At 69.8% G+C, this 24,192-nt stretch carries 25 protein-coding genes; 9 read left to right on the top strand and 16 right to left on the bottom strand.

Annotated elements, in window-relative coordinates; all coding sequences use genetic code 11:
- Nucleotides 1-82 precede the first annotated feature (82 nt).
- Both C8E96_RS29305 and C8E96_RS29310 read right to left on the bottom strand, forming a co-directional pair.
- A complete protein-coding gene (locus C8E96_RS29305; protein WP_166658147.1) occupies nucleotides 83-1,135 on the bottom strand; it encodes an AI-2E family transporter in 1,053 nt (350 codons plus the stop codon).
- Nucleotides 1,136-1,206: 71 nt separating this feature from the next.
- A complete protein-coding gene (locus C8E96_RS29310; protein ID WP_228770008.1) occupies nucleotides 1,207-2,154 on the bottom strand; it encodes a S1C family serine protease in 948 nt (315 codons plus the stop codon).
- 176 nt (nucleotides 2,155-2,330) lie between these two features.
- On the opposite strand from C8E96_RS29310, the gene C8E96_RS29315 reads away from it, so the two are divergent.
- Entirely contained in the window at nucleotides 2,331-2,756 is a 426-nt protein-coding gene (locus C8E96_RS29315; RefSeq protein WP_166658148.1) for a DUF1761 domain-containing protein, read from the top strand.
- A gap of 3 nt (nucleotides 2,757-2,759) precedes the next feature.
- Here C8E96_RS29315 and C8E96_RS29320 read toward each other — a convergent pair whose 3' ends face one another.
- The 4 genes from C8E96_RS29320 to C8E96_RS29335 are packed head-to-tail and all read right to left on the bottom strand — an operon-like array spanning nucleotide 2,760 to nucleotide 6,589.
- Entirely contained in the window at nucleotides 2,760-3,320 is a 561-nt protein-coding gene (locus tag C8E96_RS29320; protein WP_091377835.1) for a GTP-binding protein, read from the bottom strand.
- Nucleotides 3,301-3,669 (bottom strand): DUF742 domain-containing protein, encoded by a 369-nt coding sequence (locus tag C8E96_RS29325; protein ID WP_091377832.1) that lies wholly within the window; start codon nucleotides 3,667-3,669, stop codon nucleotides 3,301-3,303. Before C8E96_RS29325 ends, C8E96_RS29320 begins: the two co-directional genes overlap by 20 nt.
- Entirely contained in the window at nucleotides 3,666-4,094 is a 429-nt protein-coding gene (locus C8E96_RS29330; RefSeq protein ID WP_091377829.1) for a roadblock/LC7 domain-containing protein, read from the bottom strand. The genes C8E96_RS29325 and C8E96_RS29330 overlap by 4 nt, the downstream gene beginning before the upstream one ends.
- Nucleotides 4,091-6,589 carry a sensor histidine kinase gene (locus tag C8E96_RS29335; protein WP_166658149.1) on the bottom strand — a complete coding sequence of 833 codons (2,499 nt, stop codon included), beginning with the start codon at nucleotides 6,587-6,589 and terminating at the stop codon, nucleotides 4,091-4,093. Before C8E96_RS29335 ends, C8E96_RS29330 begins: the two co-directional genes overlap by 4 nt.
- A 629-nt stretch (nucleotides 6,590-7,218) precedes the next feature.
- Here C8E96_RS29335 and C8E96_RS29340 point away from each other — a divergent pair.
- The 3 genes from C8E96_RS29340 (at nucleotide 7,219) to C8E96_RS29350 (ending at nucleotide 10,695) form a co-directional block, all read left to right on the top strand.
- Entirely contained in the window at nucleotides 7,219-9,420 is a 2,202-nt protein-coding gene (locus tag C8E96_RS29340; protein ID WP_091377823.1) for a xanthine dehydrogenase family protein molybdopterin-binding subunit, read from the top strand.
- A gap of 11 nt (nucleotides 9,421-9,431) precedes the next feature.
- On the top strand, nucleotides 9,432-9,887 hold the full coding sequence (locus C8E96_RS29345; RefSeq protein ID WP_091377820.1) for a (2Fe-2S)-binding protein: 456 nt from the start codon (nucleotides 9,432-9,434) through the stop codon (nucleotides 9,885-9,887).
- A 226-nt stretch (nucleotides 9,888-10,113) separates the two neighbouring features.
- Nucleotides 10,114-10,695: a superoxide dismutase family protein gene (locus C8E96_RS29350; RefSeq protein WP_091377817.1), complete on the top strand. Its 582-nt coding sequence runs from the start codon at nucleotides 10,114-10,116 to the stop codon at nucleotides 10,693-10,695.
- Between the two features lie 163 nt (nucleotides 10,696-10,858).
- Here the strand turns inward: C8E96_RS29350 and C8E96_RS29355 are convergent, their stop codons facing one another.
- On the bottom strand, nucleotides 10,859-11,836 hold the full coding sequence (locus C8E96_RS29355; RefSeq protein ID WP_228770007.1) for a YdcF family protein: 978 nt from the start codon (nucleotides 11,834-11,836) through the stop codon (nucleotides 10,859-10,861).
- 411 nt (nucleotides 11,837-12,247) lie between these two features.
- On the opposite strand from C8E96_RS29355, the gene C8E96_RS29360 reads away from it, so the two are divergent.
- The gene (locus C8E96_RS29360) at nucleotides 12,248-12,604 is read left to right on the top strand and encodes an MmcQ/YjbR family DNA-binding protein (RefSeq protein ID WP_091378235.1); all 357 of its coding nucleotides are present in this window, start codon (nucleotides 12,248-12,250) and stop codon (nucleotides 12,602-12,604) included.
- Here C8E96_RS29360 and C8E96_RS29365 read toward each other — a convergent pair.
- The 3 genes from C8E96_RS29365 to C8E96_RS29375 all read right to left on the bottom strand — a co-directional run bounded on the left by C8E96_RS29365 (nucleotide 12,601) and on the right by C8E96_RS29375 (nucleotide 15,114).
- The gene (locus C8E96_RS29365) at nucleotides 12,601-13,446 is read right to left on the bottom strand and encodes a hypothetical protein (protein ID WP_091377814.1); all 846 of its coding nucleotides are present in this window, start codon (nucleotides 13,444-13,446) and stop codon (nucleotides 12,601-12,603) included. The genes C8E96_RS29360 and C8E96_RS29365 overlap by 4 nt on opposite strands.
- The gene (locus tag C8E96_RS29370) at nucleotides 13,446-14,474 is read right to left on the bottom strand and encodes a sugar ABC transporter substrate-binding protein (protein WP_091377812.1); all 1,029 of its coding nucleotides are present in this window, start codon (nucleotides 14,472-14,474) and stop codon (nucleotides 13,446-13,448) included. Before C8E96_RS29370 ends, C8E96_RS29365 begins: the two co-directional genes overlap by 1 nt.
- Nucleotides 14,475-14,652: 178 nt before the next feature.
- Complete coding sequence (locus C8E96_RS29375; RefSeq protein ID WP_091377809.1) at nucleotides 14,653-15,114, bottom strand: SRPBCC family protein; 462 nt, start codon at nucleotides 15,112-15,114, stop codon at nucleotides 14,653-14,655.
- 67 nt (nucleotides 15,115-15,181) lie between these two features.
- Here C8E96_RS29375 and C8E96_RS29380 point away from each other — a divergent pair, with 67 nt between their 5' ends.
- Nucleotides 15,182-15,499: a hypothetical protein gene (locus tag C8E96_RS29380; protein WP_133794862.1), complete on the top strand. Its 318-nt coding sequence runs from the start codon at nucleotides 15,182-15,184 to the stop codon at nucleotides 15,497-15,499.
- A gap of 55 nt (nucleotides 15,500-15,554) precedes the next feature.
- On the opposite strand, the gene C8E96_RS29385 is transcribed toward C8E96_RS29380, so the two are convergent.
- Entirely contained in the window at nucleotides 15,555-16,682 is a 1,128-nt protein-coding gene (locus C8E96_RS29385; RefSeq protein WP_166658150.1) for a serine hydrolase domain-containing protein, read from the bottom strand.
- A gap of 190 nt (nucleotides 16,683-16,872) precedes the next feature.
- On the opposite strand from C8E96_RS29385, the gene C8E96_RS29390 reads away from it, so the two are divergent.
- The gene (locus C8E96_RS29390) at nucleotides 16,873-17,652 is read left to right on the top strand and encodes a chymotrypsin family serine protease (protein WP_091377798.1); all 780 of its coding nucleotides are present in this window, start codon (nucleotides 16,873-16,875) and stop codon (nucleotides 17,650-17,652) included.
- Nucleotides 17,653-17,698: 46 nt separating this feature from the next.
- Here C8E96_RS29390 and C8E96_RS29395 read toward each other — a convergent pair whose 3' ends face one another.
- From C8E96_RS29395 to C8E96_RS29405, 3 genes are all read right to left on the bottom strand, one after another.
- The gene (locus C8E96_RS29395) at nucleotides 17,699-18,655 is read right to left on the bottom strand and encodes a helix-turn-helix transcriptional regulator (RefSeq protein ID WP_091377795.1); all 957 of its coding nucleotides are present in this window, start codon (nucleotides 18,653-18,655) and stop codon (nucleotides 17,699-17,701) included.
- A gap of 117 nt (nucleotides 18,656-18,772) precedes the next feature.
- A complete protein-coding gene (locus C8E96_RS29400) occupies nucleotides 18,773-19,963 on the bottom strand; it encodes an RNA-guided endonuclease InsQ/TnpB family protein (protein WP_091377791.1) in 1,191 nt (396 codons plus the stop codon).
- Nucleotides 19,964-20,162: 199 nt separating this feature from the next.
- Complete coding sequence (locus tag C8E96_RS29405; protein WP_166658151.1) at nucleotides 20,163-21,275, bottom strand: serine hydrolase domain-containing protein; 1,113 nt, start codon at nucleotides 21,273-21,275, stop codon at nucleotides 20,163-20,165.
- 168 nt (nucleotides 21,276-21,443) lie between these two features.
- Between C8E96_RS29405 and C8E96_RS29410 the strand changes: the two genes are divergently transcribed.
- Nucleotides 21,444-22,097, top strand: coding sequence for a TetR/AcrR family transcriptional regulator (locus tag C8E96_RS29410; RefSeq protein ID WP_091377784.1), 654 nt, complete (start codon nucleotides 21,444-21,446; stop codon nucleotides 22,095-22,097).
- Here the strand turns inward: C8E96_RS29410 and C8E96_RS29415 are convergent.
- Nucleotides 22,032-22,373 (bottom strand): DoxX family protein, encoded by a 342-nt coding sequence (locus C8E96_RS29415; protein ID WP_091377780.1) that lies wholly within the window; start codon nucleotides 22,371-22,373, stop codon nucleotides 22,032-22,034. The two genes, C8E96_RS29410 and C8E96_RS29415, sit on opposite strands and share 66 nt — an antisense overlap.
- Nucleotides 22,374-22,448: 75 nt before the next feature.
- Nucleotides 22,449-23,162 carry a class I SAM-dependent methyltransferase gene (locus C8E96_RS29420; protein ID WP_091377776.1) on the bottom strand — a complete coding sequence of 238 codons (714 nt, stop codon included), beginning with the start codon at nucleotides 23,160-23,162 and terminating at the stop codon, nucleotides 22,449-22,451.
- A gap of 95 nt (nucleotides 23,163-23,257) precedes the next feature.
- Here C8E96_RS29420 and C8E96_RS29425 point away from each other — a divergent pair, with 95 nt between their 5' ends.
- Nucleotides 23,258-24,094: an alpha/beta fold hydrolase gene (locus C8E96_RS29425; RefSeq protein WP_091377773.1), complete on the top strand. Its 837-nt coding sequence runs from the start codon at nucleotides 23,258-23,260 to the stop codon at nucleotides 24,092-24,094.
- Nucleotides 24,095-24,192: the final 98 nt, after the last annotated feature.

The following is a 24,192-nucleotide window of genomic DNA, read 5'->3' on the forward strand; positions in this document are numbered from 1 at the left end:
GCTGGTCTCCCCCACGTCCGTCCGGCCGACCAGGACGGACTCGGCCCGCGGCTGCGGCGATCTTGTCACCGCCCGATCGCCACTACGGAGCAGGGTCGGGATTCGACCAGAACTGGTTGATCATCGCGCGCACGACAAGGACGAACGGGACGGCGAACAGGGCCCCGACGATCCCGGCCAGCACGACACCGACCGCGATCGAGACCACCACCAGCAGCGGGTGCAGCCGCACCATTCGCCCAAGCAGGAATGGTTGCAGCACTTCACCTTCCAGCGTCTGCACGAGCACGCTGAGGCCCAGGACCAGCAACGCCGTGACGGGCCCGCCGGACACCAGACCCACCAGCACCGCCACGAACCCAGCCACGAACGCGCCGACGTAGGGCACGAACGCGGCGAGGAAGACCAGTGACGCCAACGGAATCACCATCGGCACACCGATGATCGCCAGCCCGGCGCCGATCACCACGGCGTCGACCACGGCCACCGCGACGGTCGCGCGGGAATACGCCCCCAGTGAGGCGAACCCCGTCCTCCCACCGCGATCGATGCGGGTGCGGACCGACTCGGGCAGCGGGGCGAGCAACCGGACCCAGATCCGGTCTCCTTCGTAGAGCAGGAAGAACAACACGAACACGGCGAGAACCAAGCCCGCGAGGAAGGAACCCACGGCGGCGGCCGTCGCTGTAGCTCCGCCGACGATCCGCTCGCCCTGATCGCCCAGGAAGGCGACCAGGTTGTCCACCGCCGCGCCGACTTGCGGCTCACTCAGGCCCAGTGGGCCATGCACGAGCCAGTCCCGCACGGTGCCGACGCCGTCCCGCAGCGCGTCGACGAGTTCGCCGCCGCCGCGCACCAGCGCGTCGACGGTGACCACCAGCAGGACACCCAGGACAGCGAGGGGGCCGATGACCAGGAGGGCGGCCGCGAGCGCCCTCGGCCAACCGCGCCCGACCAGCCATCGGGCAGCGGGGCGGAGGGCGGCGGCGATCAGCACGGACACGGCCAGCGGGACCAGGACGGGGGCCAAGGCGCCCGCTATGCGCCAGATGAGGTAGGCGACGGCGGCCCAGATGAGGATGGCCGCGCCCGCCCAGGCCCATCGCTTTGTCGTCGGTTCGCCTGCAGTGGGCATGGTCCAACGGTATCGGCGTTGGGGGATCCCAGCAGCCTCAACACCTCGGGCTCTATGGTGACCGAGCACCATCACTGAGCGGAAAGCTCGCTCGGCACGGCGTAGACGTCGACCATGGCGCCGTTGCGCAGGACGGTGACGGGCAGGTCCCGGTCGATCGCCTCGGCGAACAGCTTGCGCTGGATTCCTTGTGCGTCATGGATTTCGGTGCGGCCGACGGTCAGGATCAGGTCTCCCGCACGCAGACCCGAGCGGTGCGCGGGTCCGCCGGGGACGACCTCCACCACCCGCAGACCCGCCCGCTGACCGGTGCGCTCGGCGACGTCGTCGGGCAGCGGCGCGGGGACGCCCACGACCCCCAGGTACGCGCGGCGAACCCGGCCCTCGGTCAGGAGGGTGTCGATGATCCGCAGCGTGGTCGAGTTCACCGGCACCGCCAACCCGAGCCCGAAACCCGCCACCGCGGTGTTGATGCCGACCACCCGGCCCGCCGAGTCGGCCAGGGCGCCGCCGGAGTTGCCGGGGTTGAGGGCCGCGTCGGTCTGGATCACGTTCTCGATGACCCGACCCGCCCGGCCCTGCCGCACCGGCAGCGCGCGGCCCAGGGCGCTCACCACGCCCGCGGTGACCGACCCGGCCAGCCCGAGCGGGTTCCCCACGGCCACCACGAGTTGCCCGACCACGAGCTTGTCGGCGTCGCCGAACACGGCCGAGGGCGGCGAGTCGCCGTGGATCCGCAGCACCGCCAGGTCCGACAGGGCGTCGCGGCCGACCACGTCGAAGGGGGTCTCGGCGCCGTCGGAGAACGTGGCCGTGCCCGAGCCCGCGGACCCGACGACGTGCGCGTTGGTGATCAGGTGCGACTGCTCGTCGAACACCACGGCAGAGCCGCCGCCTTGCCCGAGCCGGACCGCAGCCACCTGGGGTGTCACCGCCGCGGCGACGGCGCTGACGGTGCGTGAGTACGCGTCGAGGGCTTCGGCCTCGGTGGGCGCGCGTGGTTCAAGGTCTTCGGACACGTCGACCACCGCCTCGCCCGTGATTACACCGTCGCACTCCAGTGTGCGCTGTGACATGGCGCCTGGTGGCGCGGCGGGCGAGCGGGCGGAGCTGCCACGTGTGGACAGAGCGAGGACTCGGGGCGATCATTCGGGGAAGGGCGGTCGGGGACCTCAGGCACCCTCCAGGAGGAATCGTGAGTTTCTCGGTACTGGCAGACCTCAACTGGCTCGCGGTGATCGTGTCCACGATCGCGTTCTTCGCCCTTGGTGGGCTCTGGTACTCGAATCTGCTGTTCGGCAAGATCTGGAGCCGCGCCGTCGGCTGGGAGATGGACGGCGACGAGAAGCCGCCGGTCACGATCTACCTGATGCCGCTGCTCACCTGCTTCGTCACCAGCATCGCGGTCGCCATGCTGGCCGCGGCGACCGGCACCGACACCTTCGGCGAGGCGATCGCGCTCGGCGTCGTCACCGGGCTGGGTCTGGCCGCCATGGCGCTGTTGGTCACCGGGTTCTTCGACCCGAAGAAGCCGCAGCCGATGGCATGGGTGGCCATCACCGCCGGATACCACCTGGTCGGCATCCTCGTGGTGTCGGTGATCGTCGCCCTGTGGCAGTAAAAGTCAGCGGGTGATCGCGGGCACCGATCGCGCCGCGGCCATGAGGGACTCCACCAGGGCGATCAGCAGCTGCTTGGTGGATTCCCGCCGCGACGCGTCGCAGAGGCGGACCGGGACGTCGGGGCCCAGGCCGAGGGCGGCGCGCACCTCGTCCACCTCGGGCAGCCTGGTTCCCTCGGGGCAGTCGACGCCGACCACGAACGGGATCGCGCGGCCGCGGAAGAAGTCGACGGCGGCCGCGGACTCCTCGAGGGCGCGGGCGTCGGCCAGCACGATGGCGCCGAGTGCGCCCGTGGAGAGTTCGTCCCACAGGAACCAGGACCGGTCCTCGGTGGACGTGCCGAACAGGTAGAGCATCAGGTCCGGGCTGATCGTGATGCGGCCCAGGTCGACCCCGACCGAGGCCAGGTCGGCCACGCCCGCGACGACGAAGAACTCCTCGACGTGCAGCAGGGGGATCTCGCTGACGGCGTCGACCAGCGCGGGCGTGTCGGTGCCCACCCCGCCCGCCACCAGCACCTTCACCGCGGTGGCGGTCTTCGGTTCAGAGCCTGCGGATTCCATCCAGCACCTTCTGCATCATCTCGAGGTCCGGCTCGACCGCGGTCTGGCGCGACCGCACCATCAGGCAGTTCCGCTCGATCAGGTCGCTGATCAGCACCTTCACCACGCCGAGCGCGAGCCCGACCTTCGCCGCGACCTCGGCGACCGACTGCTGCTCCACGCACACCGCGAGCACACTGTCGTGCTCTGGCCCCAACTGTTGCGCCTGAAGCCCGGTCGCGGCAACCAAAGTGATCAAGTCGAGTTGCGTGCCCGACGTTTTGGTCCGGCCGCGGGTGACCGCGTACGCGCGGACCAGCGGGCCCGCGTCCTCATCGAACCAGGCCTCGTCGTCGTCGTTGTCGATCATGACACCGACGGCGCCGCCGGCCCTGCGACCGCGGACCGCGGCGCGGAGGTGAGGTAACCCCCGACTCTTGTCACCATGCGGTTGACCTCGTAGGCGATGATCCCCAGGTCCGAGTCCTGCGCGGCGAGCACGGCGATGCACGCGCCGGTCCCGGCCGCGGTGACCATCATGAAGGCGTGCTGCATCTCCACCACGGTCTGGTAGACGTCACCGCCGCCGAAGTGCCGTCCGGCCCCGGTCGCGAGGCTCTGGAACGCCGAGGCGACCGCGGCGAGGTGCTCGGCGTCGGCCTGCGCGAGGCTTCTGGACTTCCCGATCATGAGCCCGTCGGCCGACAGCAGCACCGCTCTTTCGACGTCGCCGACGCGCTGCACCAAGTCGTCGAGCAGCCAGTCCAGGTTCTTGTTCGTCGACATGCCCGTCATGTTTCCTCCCCTGGCCTACCTGGTCGACCCGTGTCCGGCTCACCCGCGCGCGCACGGCGCGTGCCGCGCTGGAACGCCGACATGCTCGCACGAGAACGCTCAGGTGTGGGAACAGAAGCGGGCGGCACCGGATCGGCGGGTGTCTGACCAGGCTCTTTGCGCAGCTGCGCGGCGAGATTGGCCCGCGGCGTCCGCCGCGCGAGCGGGGTCGTCGGCCTACTCGGCGTGGCCCCGTTGGGCCGTGCCGGTTCGCCGGGCGTGCCCGGCGTGTGCGGGATGCGCTGTGTGGGCGCGCCGCCCGCCGCATCCAGCTTCTCCACAATGGATGGCTGGGCCAAGTCGCCGTGGGACTTGGCTCGGCCGGTGCCGTTGGAGCCGTTGGAGCCGTTGGAGCCGTTCGACGGCGCCGCCTGTTCGTCGGCGGGCGTCATCCACGTCGAGAAGCCGTTGCTCGCGGGCGCGGTCTCGGCGTGCTTGCCGATCGGGAGCTGCCCGGAAGTGCGGCGGTGCAGCGGTTCCGGTCTCGCCTGCTCCGGGGCGACCGGCTCGGGTCTGGGAGTGGGCTCACCGGGCCGCGCGTCCGGCGCGGGCTCGCGGACGACGACGCTGTTGGGCACCAGCACGACCGCCCGGACCCCGCCGTAGATCGACTCGCGCAGCGCGACCTTGATGCCGTGCTGGGTGGCCAGCCGTCCGACCACGAACAGGCCGATCCGCGACTCGCCGGACAGCGCCATCACGCCGAAGTCGGGCGGGCTCTGCAGCCTGCGGTTGAAGTCCTCGATCTTGTCCTCTTCGATGCCCAGGCCCTGGTCCTCGATCTCGATCACCACACCGCGGCCGACCAGGGTGCCGACCACGTCGACGTGCGTCTCCGGCGGGGAGAACGACGTCGCGTTGTCGATCAGCTCGGCGAGCAGGTGGATGAGGTCGGCGACGACCGCGCCCTGCAGCGACACCTCGGGCAGCTTGCCGGTGTTGACCCGTTCGTAGTCCTCGGTCTCGGCGACCGCGCTGCGCACGACGTCGAGCAGCGCGACCGGGTTGCGCCACCGCCGACCGGGCTGCTTGCCGCCGAGGATGATCAGGCTCTCGGCGTTGCGCCTGCTTCGGGTGGCGAGGTGGTCGAGCTGGAAGAGCAGGGCGAGCTGGTCCGGATCGTCTTCGGACCGCTCCGCCTTGTCGAGCACCTTGAGCTGGCGGTGCACCATGACCTGGCTGCGGTGGGCGATGTTGAGGAACACCGAGCGGACGCCCTGGCGGATCTCGGCTTCCTTCGCCGTCGCCGCGACGGCGGTGCGCTGGGCCTTGCCGAACGCGTTCGCGACCTGGCCGATCTCGTCGTCGCCGTGGTCGAACAGCGGCAGCTCGGCTTCGACGTCGACCCGCTCGCCGCGGCCGAGCCGGTCGATCACGTCGGGGAGCTTGTGCTCGGCGACCTCGAGGGTCTCCACGCGCAGCCGGGTGAGCCTGCGGATGAGGCCGCGGGAGAGTCGCAGCGCGATCAGCATGGCGGCGATGGCGACGAGGAGAATCGTCAGACCGGCGGCCAGCGACGTCGCCAGCACGCGGCTGCCGCTGTCGGTGCCGAGGTCGGCCGCGTAGGACGAGTGCGACTTGTACAGCTCGACCAGGCCCGCGGAGACCTTGCGGTTGGCGTCCTCCCAGGCGGCCACGTCGAACGGGACCGCGTGCTTGCCGGGGCCCTTGGCCATGATCGCGTCGTCGCCCGCGACCAGGGTCTTCCAGTTCGGCGTCGCCTTGAGCGCGGTGTACTGCTTGCGCTCCTGGTCGGTCAGCCGCGGCACGATCGTCTCGATCAGCTCGTGGTAGGTACCCATCTGGTGGGCGAGCTCGTGGAACTCCTTGGTGTCGAGGCCGTTGGCCATGGCCCGCTCGACGAGCACGTGCGAGCGCGCCTGCGCCTCGACCGAGCGGAACAGCTCGGAGCTGATCATCTGCTCGAAGCCGACCTCGGCGTCGGTGGCCGAGCGCGCGATGCCCTGCACGCCCTCGCCGACGAAGTCGACGAGTTCGCCGTAGAAGTCATAGACCTGCTGCACGGTCGCCGTGCCGCTGTCGACCAGCTGCCGGGTCGCGGGCAGTTCGCGGGCGGTCTCGTTGAGCCGCTCCAAGGGGCGGCTGAGCTCGTCCGGGGCGTCCGCGGCGAGGGTCTCGGTCGTGGCGGCGAGGTCCTTCACCGCGGCGTCCACCTCGCGGCGCTGCCGGTCGAGCTCGTTGGGGTCGCCCCCCGCGCCGGTGACCTGCAGCGTGGTCAGTCGCCGTTCCTCCTGGACCGCGACGATCACCCGTGAGCTGGGGCCGAGCGCGCCGCGCACGTTGTCCGCGAAGGACTGCGTGCTCACGCCCTGGTACGCCAGGTAAACGGAGAGAGCGACACCCACGACCAGGATCGCGATCGACGGGATCAAGGCGATGGCCAGCACCCGCGACTGGATCGTGCCCGACCCGCGTAGCCGGTTCAGTCTCTGCATGGATGCCGCCCCAGAACCTTCCATGATCATCGCCAGTGGCGTTGTGATCTTTGCCGTCCCAGCCGTAACGATCGAGTGGCCCGATCGTTGCGCGGCTATGAATGGAAACACACCGTAGGGACGAATCAGTTTGACGTCAAACAATGCGATGGGCACGGCGGCGGACGAGCGGACGCCCGCATTAGGGTGCGCTCCGGGGCCGGGATTGCCGACGACCACAGGCGGCGGGGCGACATTTCCTGCAACTTTGAACAAGTTTGGTGCTAGAACTTATAGCAGATCACCCGTACGGGTGCTACTCCAGGGTAGCCGCGCCGAACGGCCCAGTCGTGATTACTCCGAACAGGGGATCGATCCCTCGTGTGGGCGTACGTAGAGTGTCGGTCGACCACCGACCGCAAGGTGCTGATCACATCACGCACCGTGTTGTCGGTTATTCGTGCCGCCCGCGAAATAGTAAGAGGCCTCTTTCCCGCCACACCGATACCGCTTTAGTCATTGTATTTCGGATGTGCTAAAAACTAGACCACCGCGCGGCCGCGAAGCTCACGGATCGCGCGTTTTCGCAGTTGAACCAGCGTGCGGACCGGGATTAACGCTCCTGCCGCGCATTCCCGGAAGGAGTTCGGATGGCAGGCCCCGGCGAGCCGACTGCCCGCACGGAGGAATCCCCGGACGCCAAGCCGAGAGTCGGCAGGCGCAAGTTCCTCACATTCCTGGTCGCGGCCCCGACGCTCACCGTCGCCGCCAAGTTCACCTTCGACCCGGTCGCCGACGCCCTGCCGAGCCTCCCCGCGCCCTCCGATCTCCTCGACCTCGGTGACGTCATCACCCTGGCGACGAAGCCGACCGCGTGGTCGATGGTGCTGCGGGTCGAGGACGACGGCCGGGTCCGGTTCGAACTCCCCCGCGCCGAGTCCGGCCAGGGCATCACCACCACCGCGGCCATGATCATCGCCGAGGAGCTGGGCGCCCGGCTCTCGGACGTCGCGGTCGAGCTGTCCGACGCCAGGCCCGAGTTCATGTGGAACCAGTTCACCGCGGGATCGACCGGGGTGCGGACGCTGTGGGGCCCGCTGCGCGGGATCGCCGCGACCGCCCGCGCGCGGCTGATCACCGCCGCGGCGAAGCGCCTCGGCGTCGAAGCGGGCACGCTGACCACGCGGGACTCCGCCGTGTGGGCGCCGGACGGGCGCAGCGAGAGCTTCGGTTCGCTGGCCTCGGCCGCCGCGTCGACCACCAGCACCGCGGTGTCCACCGCGCCGAAGGACGCCTCGGGTTACACCCTGATCGGTCAGCCGACCGGCCGGATGGACGCCCGCGACATCGTCACCGGCAAGGCCGAGTACGCCATGGACATGACGATCGAGGGCGCCCTGGCGACCGTGGTCGCGCGGCCGCCGACGATCAAGGGCACGGTCGCCTCGTTCGACGCCGCGCCCGCGCTGGCCATCCCGGGCGTGGTCGCCGTGACCGAGATCCCCAGTGGTGTCGCGGTCAGCGCCGAGACGATCGACCTGGCGCTCAAGGGCCGCGACGCGCTCGTGATCACCTGGAAGAACGGGCCCGCGGTCGGACTGTCCGACGCCGACATCCGCACGAAGCTGCGGTCCGCCACCGCGCCGCTCGCGGTCCCCCGGCTGCTGACCAACCACCTGGACGCGAGCTTCGACTTCGGTTTCGTCAGCCACGCGCCGATGGAGGTGCACAGCGCCATCGCCGACGTCCGCGAGGACAGCGCCGAGGTGTGGGTGGCCTGCCAGTCGCCGATCATGGCGCAGAACGACGTGGCCAAGAGCATCGGGCTGCCGTCGTCCAAGGTGAAGCTGCACGTCCTGCGGGCGGGCGGCTCGTTCGGCCGCAGGCTGTTCTGGGAGCCCGCCGTCGAGGCGGCACAGGTCTCCAAGAAGATCGGCAAGCCGGTCCGGCTGATGTGGACCCGCACCGACGACGTGCGCCACGGCAGGCTGCGGCCCGCGTCGCACCACAAGATCCGGGCCACCTACCTGCTCGGCGAGGTGCTGTCCTTCGAGCACCGGATGGCCTCGGTCGAGACCGACCTCAAGCACGGCTTCGGCGAACTGGTCTCCGCCAGCGGCGCGGCCATCTCCGGGCCCGCCGACGGGCTGCTGTTCTTCCACCTCTCCGCGTCGAACCCGTACCACTTCGGTCTCGTCACGCAGCTGCTGACCGAGGTTCCCGTGCCGGTGCACACCGGCAGCTGGCGCTCGGTGTACTCGGCGGGCCTGCGCACGGCCGAGGAAGTGGTCGTCGACGAGCTCGCCGCGAAGATGGGCAAGGACCCGGTGCAGTTCCGGATGTCGGTGCTGAAGTCCAAGCGGGCCAAGGACGTGCTGGCCAAGGTCGCCAAGGAAGGCCAGTGGGGCAAGGCGATGCCGCGCGGCTGGGCGCAGGGTGTCGCGGTGCACGAGGAGTACCGGTCGGTCACCGCGTGCCTGGTGGAGATCAACGCCACCGACCCGAAGGCGCCGCGGGTGACCCGGGCGACCATCGCCGTCGACGTGGGCCGGGCGATCAACCCGACCGGCCTCAAGGCCCAGATGATGGGCGGGCTGATGGACGCGATCTCGACCGTCCTGCAGGCGGGCGTGCACCTCGACGCGGGCAAGGTCCGGGAGAAGAGCTACGCCGACTTCCGCTACGCGAGGCAGAAGGACGCGCCGGTCAAGCTCGACGTGTTCGTGATGCCGCCGACCGGCGAACCCGGTGGCGCGGGCGAACTCGGTGTGCCCGCGGCGGCGGGGGCGGTGGCCAACGCCTACGCCCGGGCGACCGGAACCAAGCCGCGCAGCTTCCCGATCAACTTCTGAGGAGTACGTCCGTGCCCACGTACAGGTTCAACGTCAACGGCAAGCCGGTCGCGGTCGACGCGCCCGCGGACACGCCGCTGCTCTGGGTGCTGCGCGAGCGGCTCGGCCTCACCGGGCCGAAGTACGGCTGCGGGGTCGGGGCGTGCCGGGCGTGCACCAGCCACCTCGACGGCAAGGAGTTCCAGCCGTGCACCGTCGCGGTCTCGGAGTGCAACGGCCGCAAGATCACCACGATCGAGGGCCTGGCCGACGGCGACGAACTGCACCCGGTCCAGCAGGCCTGGCTCGATGAGGACGTCGCGCAGTGCGGGTTCTGCCAGCCCGGCCAGATCATGGCCGCGGCCGCCCTGCTGAAGACGACCAAGACACCGACCGACGCCGAGATCGACGCGATCGAGAACGTCTGCCGGTGCGGCACCTACTGCCGCATCCGCGACGCCATCAAGCGCGCGTCGGCGGCCATGTAGCAAATCATCCATAGTGGACAGCCCGGCGGGTCACGACGACCGCCGGGCATCGCTTGTTGCGCGAAACCCTTGGTATCGCTGGATATGCGGCCAATCGGCCCAAGTCCCTTTTGGACTATTCGGAGTACCCCGGTGAAAGTTCTACTCACCAGTAGGCTAATCTCGGAGCCTGTCGGATCCCCCTCGGAGCGCGGTGAACGGCTCCGGCCGATCAAGGAGGCTCTCTTTGTCCGCTCGCACACTGTCCATTCTGGCCACTGCCCTGTTGCTCGCCGGATGCGGTCAGTCCGACACGCCGCCCGCGGCTGAGTCCCAGTCGTCGAGCGCCCCCGCCCCGGCCCTGCGTGGCGGCGGCACCTTCGCGAAATTCGCACCCGATGGCGCGGCGACCGTGTACAACGCGGAACTGCTGCCCGCCGGATCCGCCGCCGAAGCCGTGGTCACCGCCGCGGACACCGGTGTGCGCACGGAGCTCAAGGTCACCGGCCTGCTCCCCAACCGCGCCTACGGCGCCCACGCCCACGTGAAGCCCTGCGGCGAGAAGGGCGACGCCGCCGGCCCGCACTTCCAGGACAAGGCCGACCCGGTGACCCCGTCGGTCGACCCCGCATACGCCAACGCCAAGAACGAGATCTGGCTGGACTTCACCACCGACGCGACCGGCGGCGCGACCGCCACGTCCACAGTGGACTGGAAGCTCACCGACCGCAAGCCCGCCTCCGTGGTGATCCACGAGAAGGCGACGCAGACCCACGCGGGCCACGCGGGCACCGCCGGCGCGCGACTGGGCTGCATCATCCTCAAGTAGCCGCGGCAGCGACCGGGCGCGACATGTCGCCAATGCCGCACATCGTCTCGACGGTCGAACTCAGTTGCCGGAAGGGGCGACTCGCTTGCCGGGAGGGGCGACTCGCGTCGCCTCTTCCGGCGTTCGAGGGGTGCGGGTGCGGCGGCGTCCCCCGGTGGGAGCCCTATCCGAGGACCAGCAGCAAGTACGCCGCGACCAGGAGCCCGCACGCCATCGCGTGGGCGACCCAGTGCCGCGTCATGATGGCGACGAACTCACGCAGAAACGCGCTGGGCAGGAAGTAGAAGGCCGTCGGAGAGCCGATCACGTCCACCGGCAGGCGCAGGGAGCGGGCCACCATGGCGGTGCGGAAGACGTGGAAGTTGTTGGTGACGGCGGCGACGCGCTCGGTCGGGGGATCGAGAAGGGCGAGGCTCAGGCGGAGGTTCTCCTCGGTTGTGGTCGCCGCGTCCTCCACCAGGATGGCGTCCGGCGGGATCGTCTTGGCCAGCAGGTAGTCGCGCATGGCGGCGGCTTCGGAGACCAGCTCGTCGCGGCCCTGGCCGCCCGAGACGACCAGCCGGGGCGCCCGGTCCGCGCTGCGCCGGAAGATCTCCGCGCCGCGGTCGAGCCTGCTGGCCAGCAGGGGTGGCACCCGGTCGCCGATGAGACCGGACCCCAGGACGATGACCGCGTCGAACCCGGACCGCCTGCCAGTCCGGCCGTAGATGACCGCGTAGAGCAGCAGGCTGCCGAACAGGAACCCGACGTACCCCGCGACGACCACCAGCGCCCCCGAGGTGACGGCGATCCACCCGACCTCGTCCGCGGCGGCGATCAGGAAGACCAGGTCGAGCCCCAGGATGCCGAAGCCCGCCAGGAGCGACAGCAGGTTGCCGAGCCGACGGCCCTCGCGCAGGACCATGAACAACCCGTTGACCACGAGGGCGACCGGCAGCGCCAGGGCCAGCAGCAGCAACGCCACGACGACACCGACGCCGACCACGTCCGCCGCCCAGCCGCGGGCGGAGGACAGCGCCCACAGCAGCAGGAACATCAGCGTCAAACCGAGCCATACGGCGTTGCCGACCTTGCGGCGGTCGCGGCTCACGCCCACTACGAACAGCGCGGCGGGAAGTAGGGCGAGCAGTCCGAACGTCACGGGCTCAACATAGATCCGGGTCGAGCTGCCCGCTCCCGGAAGCCCGGCGGAGGCTCGACGGGGATGCACGGGAGGCTCTGCGGGGGGTGCACGGGTGGGTGGTGTTCGCCGAGTCGGCTTGATCTGGGGACCCCGGAGAAGGACCTGCGCGGGTAAAGCGGGCAGGGTGAAGAAACTGCCCCGCGCCGCGAAAGTTTAGGTCCTTCTCCCCCCAGATCAAGCCGACTCGGCGAACACCACCCACCCGTGCGCTTGCGTTGTTTGGTGCGGATGGCATGGCGGCAGGTTTGGGGGGCGGCGGGTTTGGGGGCCAGTGAGTTTGGGGGACCGGCGGGTTGGGGGGCGGGCGGGGTTGGGCTGCGCTCATCGAACAGGTCCGGGCCGTCGGTGGCATGCGCGAGAATGAGCGGCATGGGTGTCTCGAGTGTTCAGTTCGCGCGGATGATGGACAAGCTTGCCGAGGTCGAGCGGGCGCAGGCGCGCGACTACACGTCGTTCAGTGTGCGGGGCAAGCGGTTCGGGTACCACTGGCCGCGGACCAAGACCGTCGGGTTGAAGCAGACGCTGTCGGAGCAGCTCGCGCTGGTCGCCGAGCGGCCCGACGTGTTCGAGGTGCAGTTCACCGCGGGCGGATTCGGCTGGGTCGTGGTGCACCTGACGAAGATCGACGCCGACGAGCTGTCCGAGCTGCTCTACGAGGCGTGGCGGCTCTCCGCCCCCGAGCTCCTCGTCGACGACAACCCGCTCCCCAGCGCGCCTAGGGCCTAGTACCCGTCGCCGACCCGTCCGCCGTGGTCGCCGAGGAACCTGAGCACCTCGGGCAACGCCTGCTTCCGGTAACCGGGTCCGCCGTCGCCGACCCAGACCGTCTTGGCCTTGACTTCGTTCGCCAGCCGCCGGGTCGCCGGGTCCTCGACCGACGACCACACCCCCAGCGGCAGCCGCGCCAGACTGCTCGCGCGGCGCAGCGGGTCGGCGGCGCGCCAGGTGTCCTCGGTCGCCATGCCGCCGCGGGTGCGGGCGTCGGGCCAGGTGGTGAACAGCGTCGGGTCGAGCACGGCCACGGCGGCGAGACCCGGGTTCGCCGCGTAGCGGAGCGCTCCGTAGGCGCCCTCGCCGAGCCCCAAAGCCCCGAAGGGCGTGCCTGCCAGGCCATGGCGGGACAGCCAGCCGGGGACCTCCTCGCTCAGCATGCGGGCGGGGTCGTCGGCGCCGGTCGGCGTCCAACTCGTGCCGCCGCCGTCGACGGCGGCGACCGCGAACGGCATCGCCCCGGTGCCCGCCAGCCGGGTCAGCGCCTCGACGACCCCGATGCGGCCGAACACGTCCGCGTCCTCGCCGTTTCCGTGGAACGCCAGGCAGACCGGCAGACCCACGCGGTCGACCCCCTCCGGGCGGTACATGACCACCCGGACATCTCGGCCGCGCGCGTAGGACAGCGCGCGGAACACCGTCACCGGCCCGGCTGGGGCGGGCGCGGCTGTGGCTGCCCGCGGCGGCCGCGGGGGCGGCTCGGCCGACTCCGGCCGACATCCCGCGGCGAGCAGGCCCGACGCTCCCACGAGGAAACCGCGCCGCGACAACCGGTCCATCCGCACCTGTTCCTCCATCACGCGCAGGCGAGCACGTCGGCCCGGAACTCGTCGATCAGCTGCTCGGTCTTGGCCTTGCGCTCCTCGTCGTAGGTGTCCACATTGGCCGTGGTGACGACGAACGAGCCCGAGTCCACGATGGCGCCGCGCCGGTTGTTCTTGCACTCGCCGATCGACAGCTGGGTCAGCGCCCAGGTGCCCACGTAGGCCTGGCCCACCGGGTTCTGCACCACCGTCGCGGCCACGGAGCCGTCCCGGATGCCATCGAGGATCAGCGGATCGTCGTCGATGCCGACGATCTTGATCGGCAGCCCGGAGGACCGCACGCCGCGCACGGCGGCGATGGCGGGCAGGTAGCCGGTCGTCACGATCGCGCCGATCGCCGTGCCCTTCTCCGCGAGGAGATCGACCACCGCCCGGTCGGAGGCGTCCTGGTCCTTGTCGACGTCGGTCACCGTCGCCAGCAGCGTCACGGCGCCCTCGGTCTCGTCCACCGCGTGCCGGACACCGGCCGTCCGGCGCAACGTGTTGGTGTCGACCGAGTTCCCGGTGAGATGCACCAGCGTGCCCCGGCCGCCGATGGCGGCGATCGCGGCCTTGGTGGCCTTGTACGCCGCGAGCTCCACGTCGGTGGCGAGGCAGAAGTCGGCTTTGTTCGTCGTCTCCCCGGGGCAGGACCCCAACGACGCGACCACCATGCCGTCGCGCTTCAGCCGGGAGAACATGGCGTTGGTGTCCACTTGGGACACCGCGAACACGCCGAAGGCGGTGTACCCCTGCGCGCCCAGCGAGCTCAGGGTTCGAGCCTGCTTCGCCGGATCCCAGTCGCTCGACTCGTCATAGGTGACCTCGCCGACCTCGAACCGCTCCTTGGCCTGGGCGCCGCCGAGCCGCCACGCGGTGAAGTAGGGATGCGGGCCGCCTGGCACCAAGGCCACCTTCACCCCCTTGGACCGCGCGGCCTCGGCGGGCTGAGGGGTCGAACCGCACGCCGACAGCAGGGTCAGCACGACCGCGACCACCGCTAGTGACCTGCGTGCGCGCATCGAACGCCTCCACCAACGGCAGTGCCGACCACCACCAGTCGGGACACGATCGGACATCAGATGAATCAGCCACGCGAAGCGCACGCGAGCCGAATCTCGGCACACAATGCCCCAATCGGCCGTGTGACACAAGACATAGATCTGATGTATCTTTGGGTAGCGAAGGCGTGGCGTTAAGTCACTCCACGGTGCGCGCGAGGATGCCGAGGGTCGCCCGCAGCGCGGCCTCCGGGATGACGGGGAAGATGTTCTTGTCCCGGTACCGCTCCTCGATCTCGCTCCAGTCGTAGTACGACGTCACCAGGGTCCCGATCTCGCTCGGCTCCAGCCGGTAGCCATAGAGATGCCTGAGCGGAGGCTGGATCTGCCCCGAGATCGTCCACTCGATGGCGGCGTCCGGCTCGAACCGGGTGATGATCACGGTGACCTTGTACTTGCCCATCGGGTAGTCGTTGAGCGCCTCGCGGTCCATGTGCACGACGAACTCGTCGCCCACCTGCCGCACCGGCTCGCCTTCGGCGGACTGGAGCATCCCGGAACTGTCGATCGCCACATGGCCGCGCGGGTCGCACAGCAGGGCGAACACCTTCGCGGGCGGCGCGGCGATCTGTCGTCGAACCTCGAAACGCTCGTCGGTCATGGGTCCACTTTCGCATGACCGGCCGACAGCGTGGTCTTGGTCGGTGGCCTCGGGCATGCTTGGCGGCATGAGTGCCCCCACCGACACACCGCTGGAGATGCTGGCCCGCGTCGCGCAGGGCGAGCAGGCCCGATTCGAGGGGCGCAACCTGCGGGTGCGCCGATCCGCCATCGTGCACGCGGTCCGGTGGGCGCCGTGGCTGGCGAGCCTGACCCTGCCCGCGCCCGCGTGTGGTCAGGGCTGGTCGGGCACCGGCGTCGGCGAGTTGCACGCGGTGGCCGAGACCGTCACCTGCTCGAACTGCCTGGCCTCACCGACGGCCCGCGCGGGCGCCGCACCCGTCGACTCGGCACACCAGATCGCCTTGCCGCTGCAGTTGCGCTGACCACGAGCGACGAGCCCGCGCCCGCGAGGAAGGCGGGCGCGGGCTCGTCAGCCGGTCAGCCCCGGTCGCACAGGGCGGTGCCCAGGGCGACCGTGCGGTCGACACCGGCGCCGCTGATGGCGTCGACGGCGGGCAGGACGTTGAGCACGACGAAAGCCGACCGCCCGTCGGTGGTCGCGGCCGCGACGGACTGGTAGCCGGGCCAGACGCCGGGGTGGCCGTAGGCCTCGCCGCCGCAGGGAAGCGGGTAGCGGATCAGGCCGAGGCCGTAGTCCACGCCCGGCCCGGGGATGCCGGTGACCTTGAGCATCTCCGCGAGCTGCGCGGCGGGAACGACCTTGCCGGTGATCAGGGCCTGGAAGAACTTGGTCGCGTCGGCGCCGCTGGTCACGATGCCGCCGCTGGACTGCCCGACGCTCGGCTCGACCATCTGGGTGAAGTCGGCGTACACCACCCGGCCGACGTAGCCGCGGACGTGTCCCGGCGGCAGCGCTTTGTAGCCCGGGGCCGGGATGTAGGTGTTGGTCAGGCCGAGCGGGGTGATGATCCGGGAGTCCAGCTCCTGCTCGTAGGTCCGACCGGTGACCTTCTCGATGATCATGCCCGCGAGGAGGAAGTTGGTGCCGGAGTACTGGTGTGAGGTCCCCGGCGCGAAGTACGGCGCGACTGACAGGCCCCAGCCCACCATCTCGGCCTTCGTGTGCGTGAACAGGTGGACGAACGGGTTGAGGGTGAAGGGAATGACGTAGTCGGCGATTCCGCTGGTGTGGTTCAGCAGCTGCCGCACGGTGATCTTGGTGCCGTCATAGCCGTTTCCCTTGACCACACCGAGAAGGTAGGTCTCCACCGTTGCGTCGAGATCGAGCTTTCCCTCGGCGACCAGCTGCAGCGTGATCGCGGACGTGAACGACTTGGTCAGGCTGCCCGCGCGGACCTTGTGGTCGGGGCCGAACGGCAGATTCTGGCCCAGGGCCCGGGTTCCACTGCTCAGATCCCACTGGGTGTCGCCGTCGCGGACCACCACGCCCGCCCCCGGCGAGACGTTGGTGGTCTTGAGGGTGTCGATGGCGGCCTGCGTGGCGGCGTGCGGCTCCGCCGCGGACGCCGCGGGCGCGATGCCCACCGACGCGGCGAGCACCACCCCCGCCAGCACCCAGCTCGTCCCCCTGGTTTTCGTGCGCATTCGTTTCCTCTCCTCGAAAATCACACCTACGTCCACGATTCTCTCGGCCGGATGGACCGAACATGGCCGAATGCCATGGCCCACCTGCGCCATTGCCCACACAGGTCGCGCCAAGACGGCTTTCGGGAACCGCGGGAAATGTAGGTTCGCCCTTGTCCAGCCATATCCCACAATCAGGGGGAATCCACAGATGTCTCGGGGAATCCGATCCAAACCACGGCTCGCGGCGCTGGGGCTCGCCGTCGTCGGCCTCGCCGCGGGCCTACTTGGGGTCGTGGGTCCGACCTCGACCGCGGCCACCTCCGTCACCCTCGGCGGCGGCAGCGGAATCGCCTTCGACAAAGGGCTTCCGGCTGAGGTCACGCAGGCGACCGCGTTCGGCTGCACGCTCACGGCGGTCGGGTACGACCGGACCGGGAACCTGGTCGGGCTGACCAACGCCCACTGCTTCATCCAGGCCGACGGCACCAAACTGGTCGGCGAGCCGATCTACAAGAACGTCGCACCCGCGGGCACGGCGTTCAACACGGCGAAGGTGATCACGCCCGACACGGACACCGGCGTCATCGGCACCGTCACTCACGTCAGCACCCCGAACAACCTGGCGTCCGACGGCCCCGACGGCCTGGACTACGCGGTGATCGACCTGGACGAGACCAAGGTCGTGCCCACGACCACCGTCGGCGCGGTGACGATCACCTCGGTCGGCGCCGTTCCGGGGGCAGGCGTGCGGATGTGCAAGCAGGGCCAGACGACCGGCCTCACCTGCGGCTTCAACCTCGGCAACCGCGGGATCTGGTTCGCCCACACGATCTGGACCTGGGCCGGTGACTCGGGCGCGCCCGTCGTGGTGGGCCAGACCCTGGTGGGCAACGCGTGGGGACTGCAGCACGGCAGCCCGATCCTGAGCATCATCGCCGACATGGACGCCAACGGCGGTGTCGGCGCCGGATTCCGGGTCGCGGCCTAGGAAATCCGGGGTCGGGCGAGTCCGTCCGACCCCGGTTTCCCCGCTGTCAGAGCCAACCGCGGCGGGAGGCCTGTACCCCGGCCTGGAACCTGGTCGTGGCGCCCAGCCGGTCGAACAGGGCGGCGGTGCGCCGCACCACCGTGCGGCGCGACAGGTTCAGCCGCCGGGCGATCGCGTCGTCGGTCGCCCCGCTGGCCATCAGCGAGATGATCTGCCGGTCCCGGTCGTCGACGAAACCCTCGATGCGCGAGGCCGACACCGGGACCGAGAGCTTCCACAGGGTCTCGAACACCCCGGACAGCACGTCGAGCAGACCGGACGGCCGGACGAACAGCGACACCACGCCGTGCGCGCCCTCCGCCTCCAGGGTGAGCACGGCGGAGTCGTAGTCGGCCAGCAGCAGCTTGATCGGCGGATCCTCCATCGTGCGTGCCTGCTCCCCCGCCGCCATCATCCGCGCCATGTTGGGCCCGATCAGCGGGTCGTCGAACGCGGACTCGAAGTAGATGGTCCGGTAGACCACCCCCGCGTCCATCCGTTCGCGCTGCATGACTTCCTGGTTGACGTAGTACTCGTCGGGCGCGAAGTACGGCGGCCGGTCGACCACCCGGAACTGCTCCTTGGCGGCGCGCTGCATCTGCTGCGCCGTCCACGAGATGCGCGCGGTGTCGTCGATGACCTCGAGCGCGCCGTAGTGGCCGCTTTCCCGCCGGACGAAACGGAACAGCTGCTCCAACTCCAGCCCGTTGCGCCGCAGGCCCGCCTGGCGTTCGGCGTCGCGGCGCAGCAGTTCCTCGGTGACCTCCGCGGGCGAGTGTGCTTCCCACGCTCCCCCGAGCTCGGACACCGCCCCCTCGTCGAGCAGGTCGCGCAGCGTCGTCTCCACGACCTCGACGGAGAGACCCGTCCGCTCGACGATGCCCGGTACCCGCGTCCGCGGCTGGCCGACAAGGGCCCGGTACACCCGCCCATGATCCGTCTCGACATCCAGCACGTCGCCCATGCCCACCCCCCAGGCCGATTCGATACACAAGAGTATCGAGTCGTCCGGTGCACCGTGGGGTCAACTCCATGAAATTTGACATCCTCCCCGCATGAATACTGGGGATTCCAACTGCTCTTACCCCGCGAGGGGATCGCGTTGAGGTTCACGGTTCGCGGGCTCACCCGACGGCGGGCCTCCCCGTGCAGTCACGGCATGCCCTGCCGCGAGTCGAATATTCAGTGCCGCGTTCACGTCCGCGTTGCAGGCGAAACCGCAGGACCGGCACCGGAAGGCGGCTTGGCTCTCGCGCGCCTCCCGATCCACAACCCCACACGCCGAACAACGCTGACTCGTGAACCGCGGGTCGACCTTCACCACCCGCCCCGGAGCCTTCTGCTCCAGCCGAGTCACCAACCGACCCCACCCGTTGGCGAGGATGCCCCGGTTCAGGCCCGCCTTCTGCCGCACACCCCGGCCCGGCGTCTCGCGGGTGCCCTTCGCCGACCGGGTCATGTTGCTGATCTTGAGGTTCTCGACCGCGACCACGTCGAACTCCCGGGCAAGGCGGGTGCTGGTCTTCTCCACCCAGTCCTTACGCCGGTCGGTCTCGCGGGCCTTGAGCCTCGCGATGGCCGTCTTGACCTTGCCGCGCCGGTTGGAACCGCGCTGGGCCCGGGCGAGCCTGCGCTGCAGCCTCAGCAGCCGCGCCTTCTCAGGTCCGCGCAACATCGACGCGTTCAACAGTTCCCCGGTAGACAACGCAGCCGATACCACGACACCCCGGTCCACGCCCACCACCGCACCCGTGCCCGGACCGGCGATGGCATCGGGCACCAAGGCGAACGCCACATGCCAGCGACCCACCCGGTCACGGGTGACCCGGTAGGACTTCACACCATCGGCGACCGCACGCGACCAGCGGAAGCGCACCCACCCAACCTTGGGCACCCGCACCTCACCGACCTTGCGGGAGACCCTGCGCAGATCGCCCGGTTTGACAGCCACGATCCGGAAGCCCTCGGCCCGCCCACGTCGGCGCCAGGTCGGCCGCCGATGGGTTCGGCCGAAGAAGTTCGCCATCGCCTGGGAAAAGTCCTTCAACGCCTGCTGCTGCACGATCACTGACCCGGCGGCCAACCACGGGTTCACCGCCCGCGCCTCCGTCAACTGGCGGCACTGCTCGGTGAGCCCTGGCACCGACTTGCGCCCCGGCCTCCAGTGGGCGTGCTGCTCTACGGCGAGATTCCACACGAACCGGACATGCGCGCAATACTCCAGCAACGCCCGCTCCTGAGCGGGTGTCGGCTGAAGGCGGAACCGGGACATGCAGATCAACCTAGCTGCCACCACCGACAAAGCCACAAGACAACGGGGAGACCCGATAGATCACGGCACAGTCGGATCGAGGCGAACCTCCCGCACCATTCCTCCCGGCGTAGAACGCCGGAGAATCCCCGGAAGAACCTGTGATGTGACATGCGGCGGCGGCCCCTGGAGATCAGGAACCGCCGCCGTAGGGCGCTTATCAGGCACAGAGCGCGATTTCCACTGCCTCGTGCATGGGCTGCGTGTGGGGCTGGCTCGGGCCGATGTTCGCGTTGGTGGTCACGACCCCCTGCTTGCCGTCGGCCGTGGCGAAGGCGACGGAGACGAAGCCCGGCACCACGCCGTTGTGCCCGTACGCGGTCACGCCGCAGGACAGGCGCCAGACGATGAGGCCGAGTCCGTAGGCGTACGGCTCGTCGGTGAAGGTCTTGACCAGCTCCGCCTGCTGCGCGGGCGGGAGCAGCTTGCCCTCGGCGAGCAGCGCGTAGAACCTGCCCACGTCACGGCCGGTGGAGACCACCGCGCCCGACGCCCAGGCCAGCGTCGGCGAGTAGTGGGTGGTGTCGATCTTCAGGGTGGGCAGCAGGTGGGTGTAGCCGAAGGGGAACGGCTCGGGCAGCCGGTGCTTGGCCGCGGGCGGCAGCTCGGTCTCGGTGAGGCCGTGCGGCGCGGTGATGCGGTCGTGGATCTCCTGCGTGAGCGAGCGCGCGGTGATCTTCTCGACCATCATGCCCAGGATGATGTAGTTGGTGTTGGAGTAGAGGAACACCGCGCCCGGAGCGCCGTTCGAGCCCTTGGCCAGGCCGTTGCGGGCGAGTGCGGCCGGGTCGTGGGTGGCCCAGAGGTTGAGCGGGTTGATGACCATCGTGCCCAGGTAGTCCCGGATGCCGCTGGTGTGCTGCAGCAGGTGCCGGACCGTGATCTTCGTGCCGTCGTGGCCGTTGCCCGCGACGAGACCGGGCAGGTACTGCTCGATCGGACTGTCGAGGGCCACCTTGCCCTCGGCGACGAGCTGGAGCACGACCGTGGAGACGAACGACTTGGTCAGGCTGCCGATGCGGATGTGGTCGTTGTCGGTGATCGGCCGGTTCTCGAAGCCGGACACCTTGCCCGCCTGGACCGTCCAGCTCTGGTCGCCGCCGTAGCGGAACGCCGAGGCGCCCATCGCGCGGAAGTCGGTCACGACTTTGTCGATCTTGACCTGCGCCTCGGCCCTGGCGTCGCGCTGCGCCGCCGACGCGCTCATCGCGCCGGTCGCGGTTATGACCACCGCGGCCGCGAGCAGGCCGCCGACCAGTCTCTTGAGTGCCATGGGGGTTTCGCCGCACCTTTCCTCACCCGGCCGGAATGTCCGGCCATTCCTGGGAATCATTGCCTGCGGTGATAGTCGTTTGGGCTGGTTTCGTTGGCCCACATGGGAATCTGTCCCAGATGCGCCATCGTCGGCGAGCGCCCGCCTGCCCGGCGGTAGCGTGACCGGGTGAAGTCGACCGCCCCCACTCCCCGCGTCCGGCGCCTTGAGGTCCGCCGTCGCCTCCTGGCCGCCGCTGCCGAGCAGTTCGCCGAGCGCGGCATCCACGCGACCCGGTTGGAGGATGTCGCGGCCGCGGCAGGCTTCACCCGCGGCGCGGTGTACTCCAACTTCACCGGCAAGGACGACCTGGTCGCCGCGGTGATCGCCGACCGGGTCGAGGGGATGACCGGCAAGGGCCTGGCGCTGACCCTGGGGGCGGGGGCCGGTCTGCCCGCCCTGGTGGCGTCCTACCTGGCGGCCCAGGTCAAGGCCGACACGACCGGGCACCGGCTGGCCCTGGAGACCCTGCTCTACGCCGCCCGCGACGACGCGCTTCGGGAGCGGATCTTCGGCTCGCGGAAGATCTTGCGCACGGCGGTGGCCGACTGGCTCCGGGAGTACGCCAGGCAGTCGGGCGTAGACCTGCCGCTGCCGCCCGACGTGCTCGCGCTGACCCTCATCGCCTTGGTGAACGGGATCGCCTCGGAGTACCTGGCCGACCCCACTTCGGCGCCGCTGGACGCGTTGGCGCAGGCCATCGTCCACCTCGTCCCGTCACCCCCGGAGGGCGAGGGACGCGACGACGGGCGCCATATAGATCAGCGGGAAGGCGAGGTGTGAGTACCAGCGGGCCCGCGCCACGGTGACCACGGCGCCGGTGAAGTAGAGGATCAGCCCGATCGCGGCGATGAGACCGATGACCGGCACGAACAGGCCGATCACCAGGCCCGCCGCGCCCGCGGCCTTGGCCACACCGAGCCACGGCCACCACGCGCGGGGCACGCTGTAGTCGGCCAGCGGCTCGACGACCCACTTGGCGTGGGTGAAGACCGAAACCGCTGAGAACGCGGCCATGGCGGCTGCGACGATGGTGACGACGGTGTAGGTGGTGGACATCAGCTGCTCCTCTGTTCGGGTCTCTTACTCACCTGACCCGGGGCAGCAGCCGAATGTGACAGCACCGCCGAAACTTTATTCGGGCGCTTGGAACAGGGCGGTCCAGAGGAAAGGTTCGCCGAAGCGCGGCGACTCCGGCGGCTCGTCGCGCATGCGGCGCAGTTCCACCTCCGTGAACTGGTCGAAGATCCGGCGCAGCGATTCCGGCGTGTAGGCCAGGCCACCCTCCAAGCGGGAATGGCGGTAGAAGTCGGCGTCCGGGAGTTCGGAGCCCCCTTCGCGGGCGAAGCAGACCATCGCGAGGTGGCCGCCCGGTGCGAGGACGCGGTCGAGCAGGGCGAGATAGCTGACGCGGCGGTGCGGTGGCAGGTGGTGGAAGCAGCCGGAGTCGTAGACGAGGTCGTACGGTCCGGTGAGGTCGGCCTCGAACGCGTCGCCGCAGTGGAAGCGAACCTCGCCGCGCGCGTCCCGCTCCTTCGCCCATGCGATGGCTGTCGGGGAGAGGTCGACGGCGTCGACGGTGAAGCCTGCGGAAGCGAGGTGGAGGGCGTTGCGACCGGGTCCGCAGCCCAAGTCGAGCGCGCGGCCGGGGGCGATCAGGCCGCGGTCGAGGTAGGAGACGAGGTTCTCGTCGGGTTTCGCCGCGAAGAACGGCACGGGCTTGGCGCGGTCGGCGTAGAAGCGGTCCCACCAGTCGGCGCCGCCGGTCGTCCAGCGGTCGGCGTCGGGCGCGAACAGCTGGTCCATGAGCTTGAGTACGTCCTCGACCGTGCGGATGTTCCGGTCCACTCATCCCCCTCGTCCTTAGGTCGATTTTACCAGGTCAGAAGGGGTTTACGGGTAAAGCGATGGCTTGGGGACGGGTGGGCTGGGAGGATCCGCGGATGTCCGACTTCATCGCTTTCGACGGGACCAGGCTCACCTACCACGCGCTCGGGGAGGGGAATCCGGTGATCGTCCTGCCGGGCGGGCCGATGCAGGACTCGGCTTACCTCGGGGACCTTGGCGGCCTGTCCTCGCGGGTGCGCCTGATCCGGTTGGACCTGCGCGGGACTGGCGAGTCACCGACGACCGATCTGGCTTCTTGTCGGTGCGACCGGCTGGTGGAGGATGTCGAGGCGCTTCGGGAGCAGCTTGGGCTCGACCGGGTGGATCTTTTGGCGCACTCCGCCGGCACGAACCTCGCCGCCCTGTATGCCGCGCGTTATGCGGAGCGGGTTGGGGCGCTGGTTCTCGTCACGCCGAGCACTTACGCGGTCGGGATCACGATCAGTCCGGACGTTAGGCGGGCGGTTATCGAGCGGCGGAAGGGCGAGCCTTGGTACGGGCAGGTGTCGGCGGCGTTCGACTCGATCGCCGCTGGGGAGGGCACTGTGGAGGATTGGGAGGCGTTGGTGCCCTTCACCTATGGACGATGGGACGACACCGCGCGGGCCCACCATGCCGCTGGGGAGTTTCAGCGGAACCCTGATGCGGCTGAGGCTTACGCTGCTGAGGGTGCCTTCTCGCCTGACAGCACGCGGGCGGCGCTCGGCGCTCTTGGCGCGACGGTTTTGGTTCTCGCTGGGGATCATGATCTCTCGGCACCGGAGGCTGCCGCGGCTGAGTTGGCCGACCTGTTCCCCAACGCCAAGTTGGTTACCTTGGCGCGTGGTGGGCACTTTCCGTGGCTCGATGATCCGGACTGGTTCACCGAGACTGTGGCCTCGTTCTTGGCGTGATCGGGCGTTCTCGATGCTGGGTGCCTGTTTGGGTGGGCTGTTGCGTTTCGGGGTGAGTGGTGGTGGCCCACCGCCTGCCCTGGTTGAGGACCGGCGGG

Origin of the sequence: Actinokineospora alba (assembly GCF_004362515.1) — a bacterium.
Taxonomy (GTDB): Bacteria; Actinomycetota; Actinomycetes; order Mycobacteriales; family Pseudonocardiaceae; genus Actinokineospora; species Actinokineospora alba.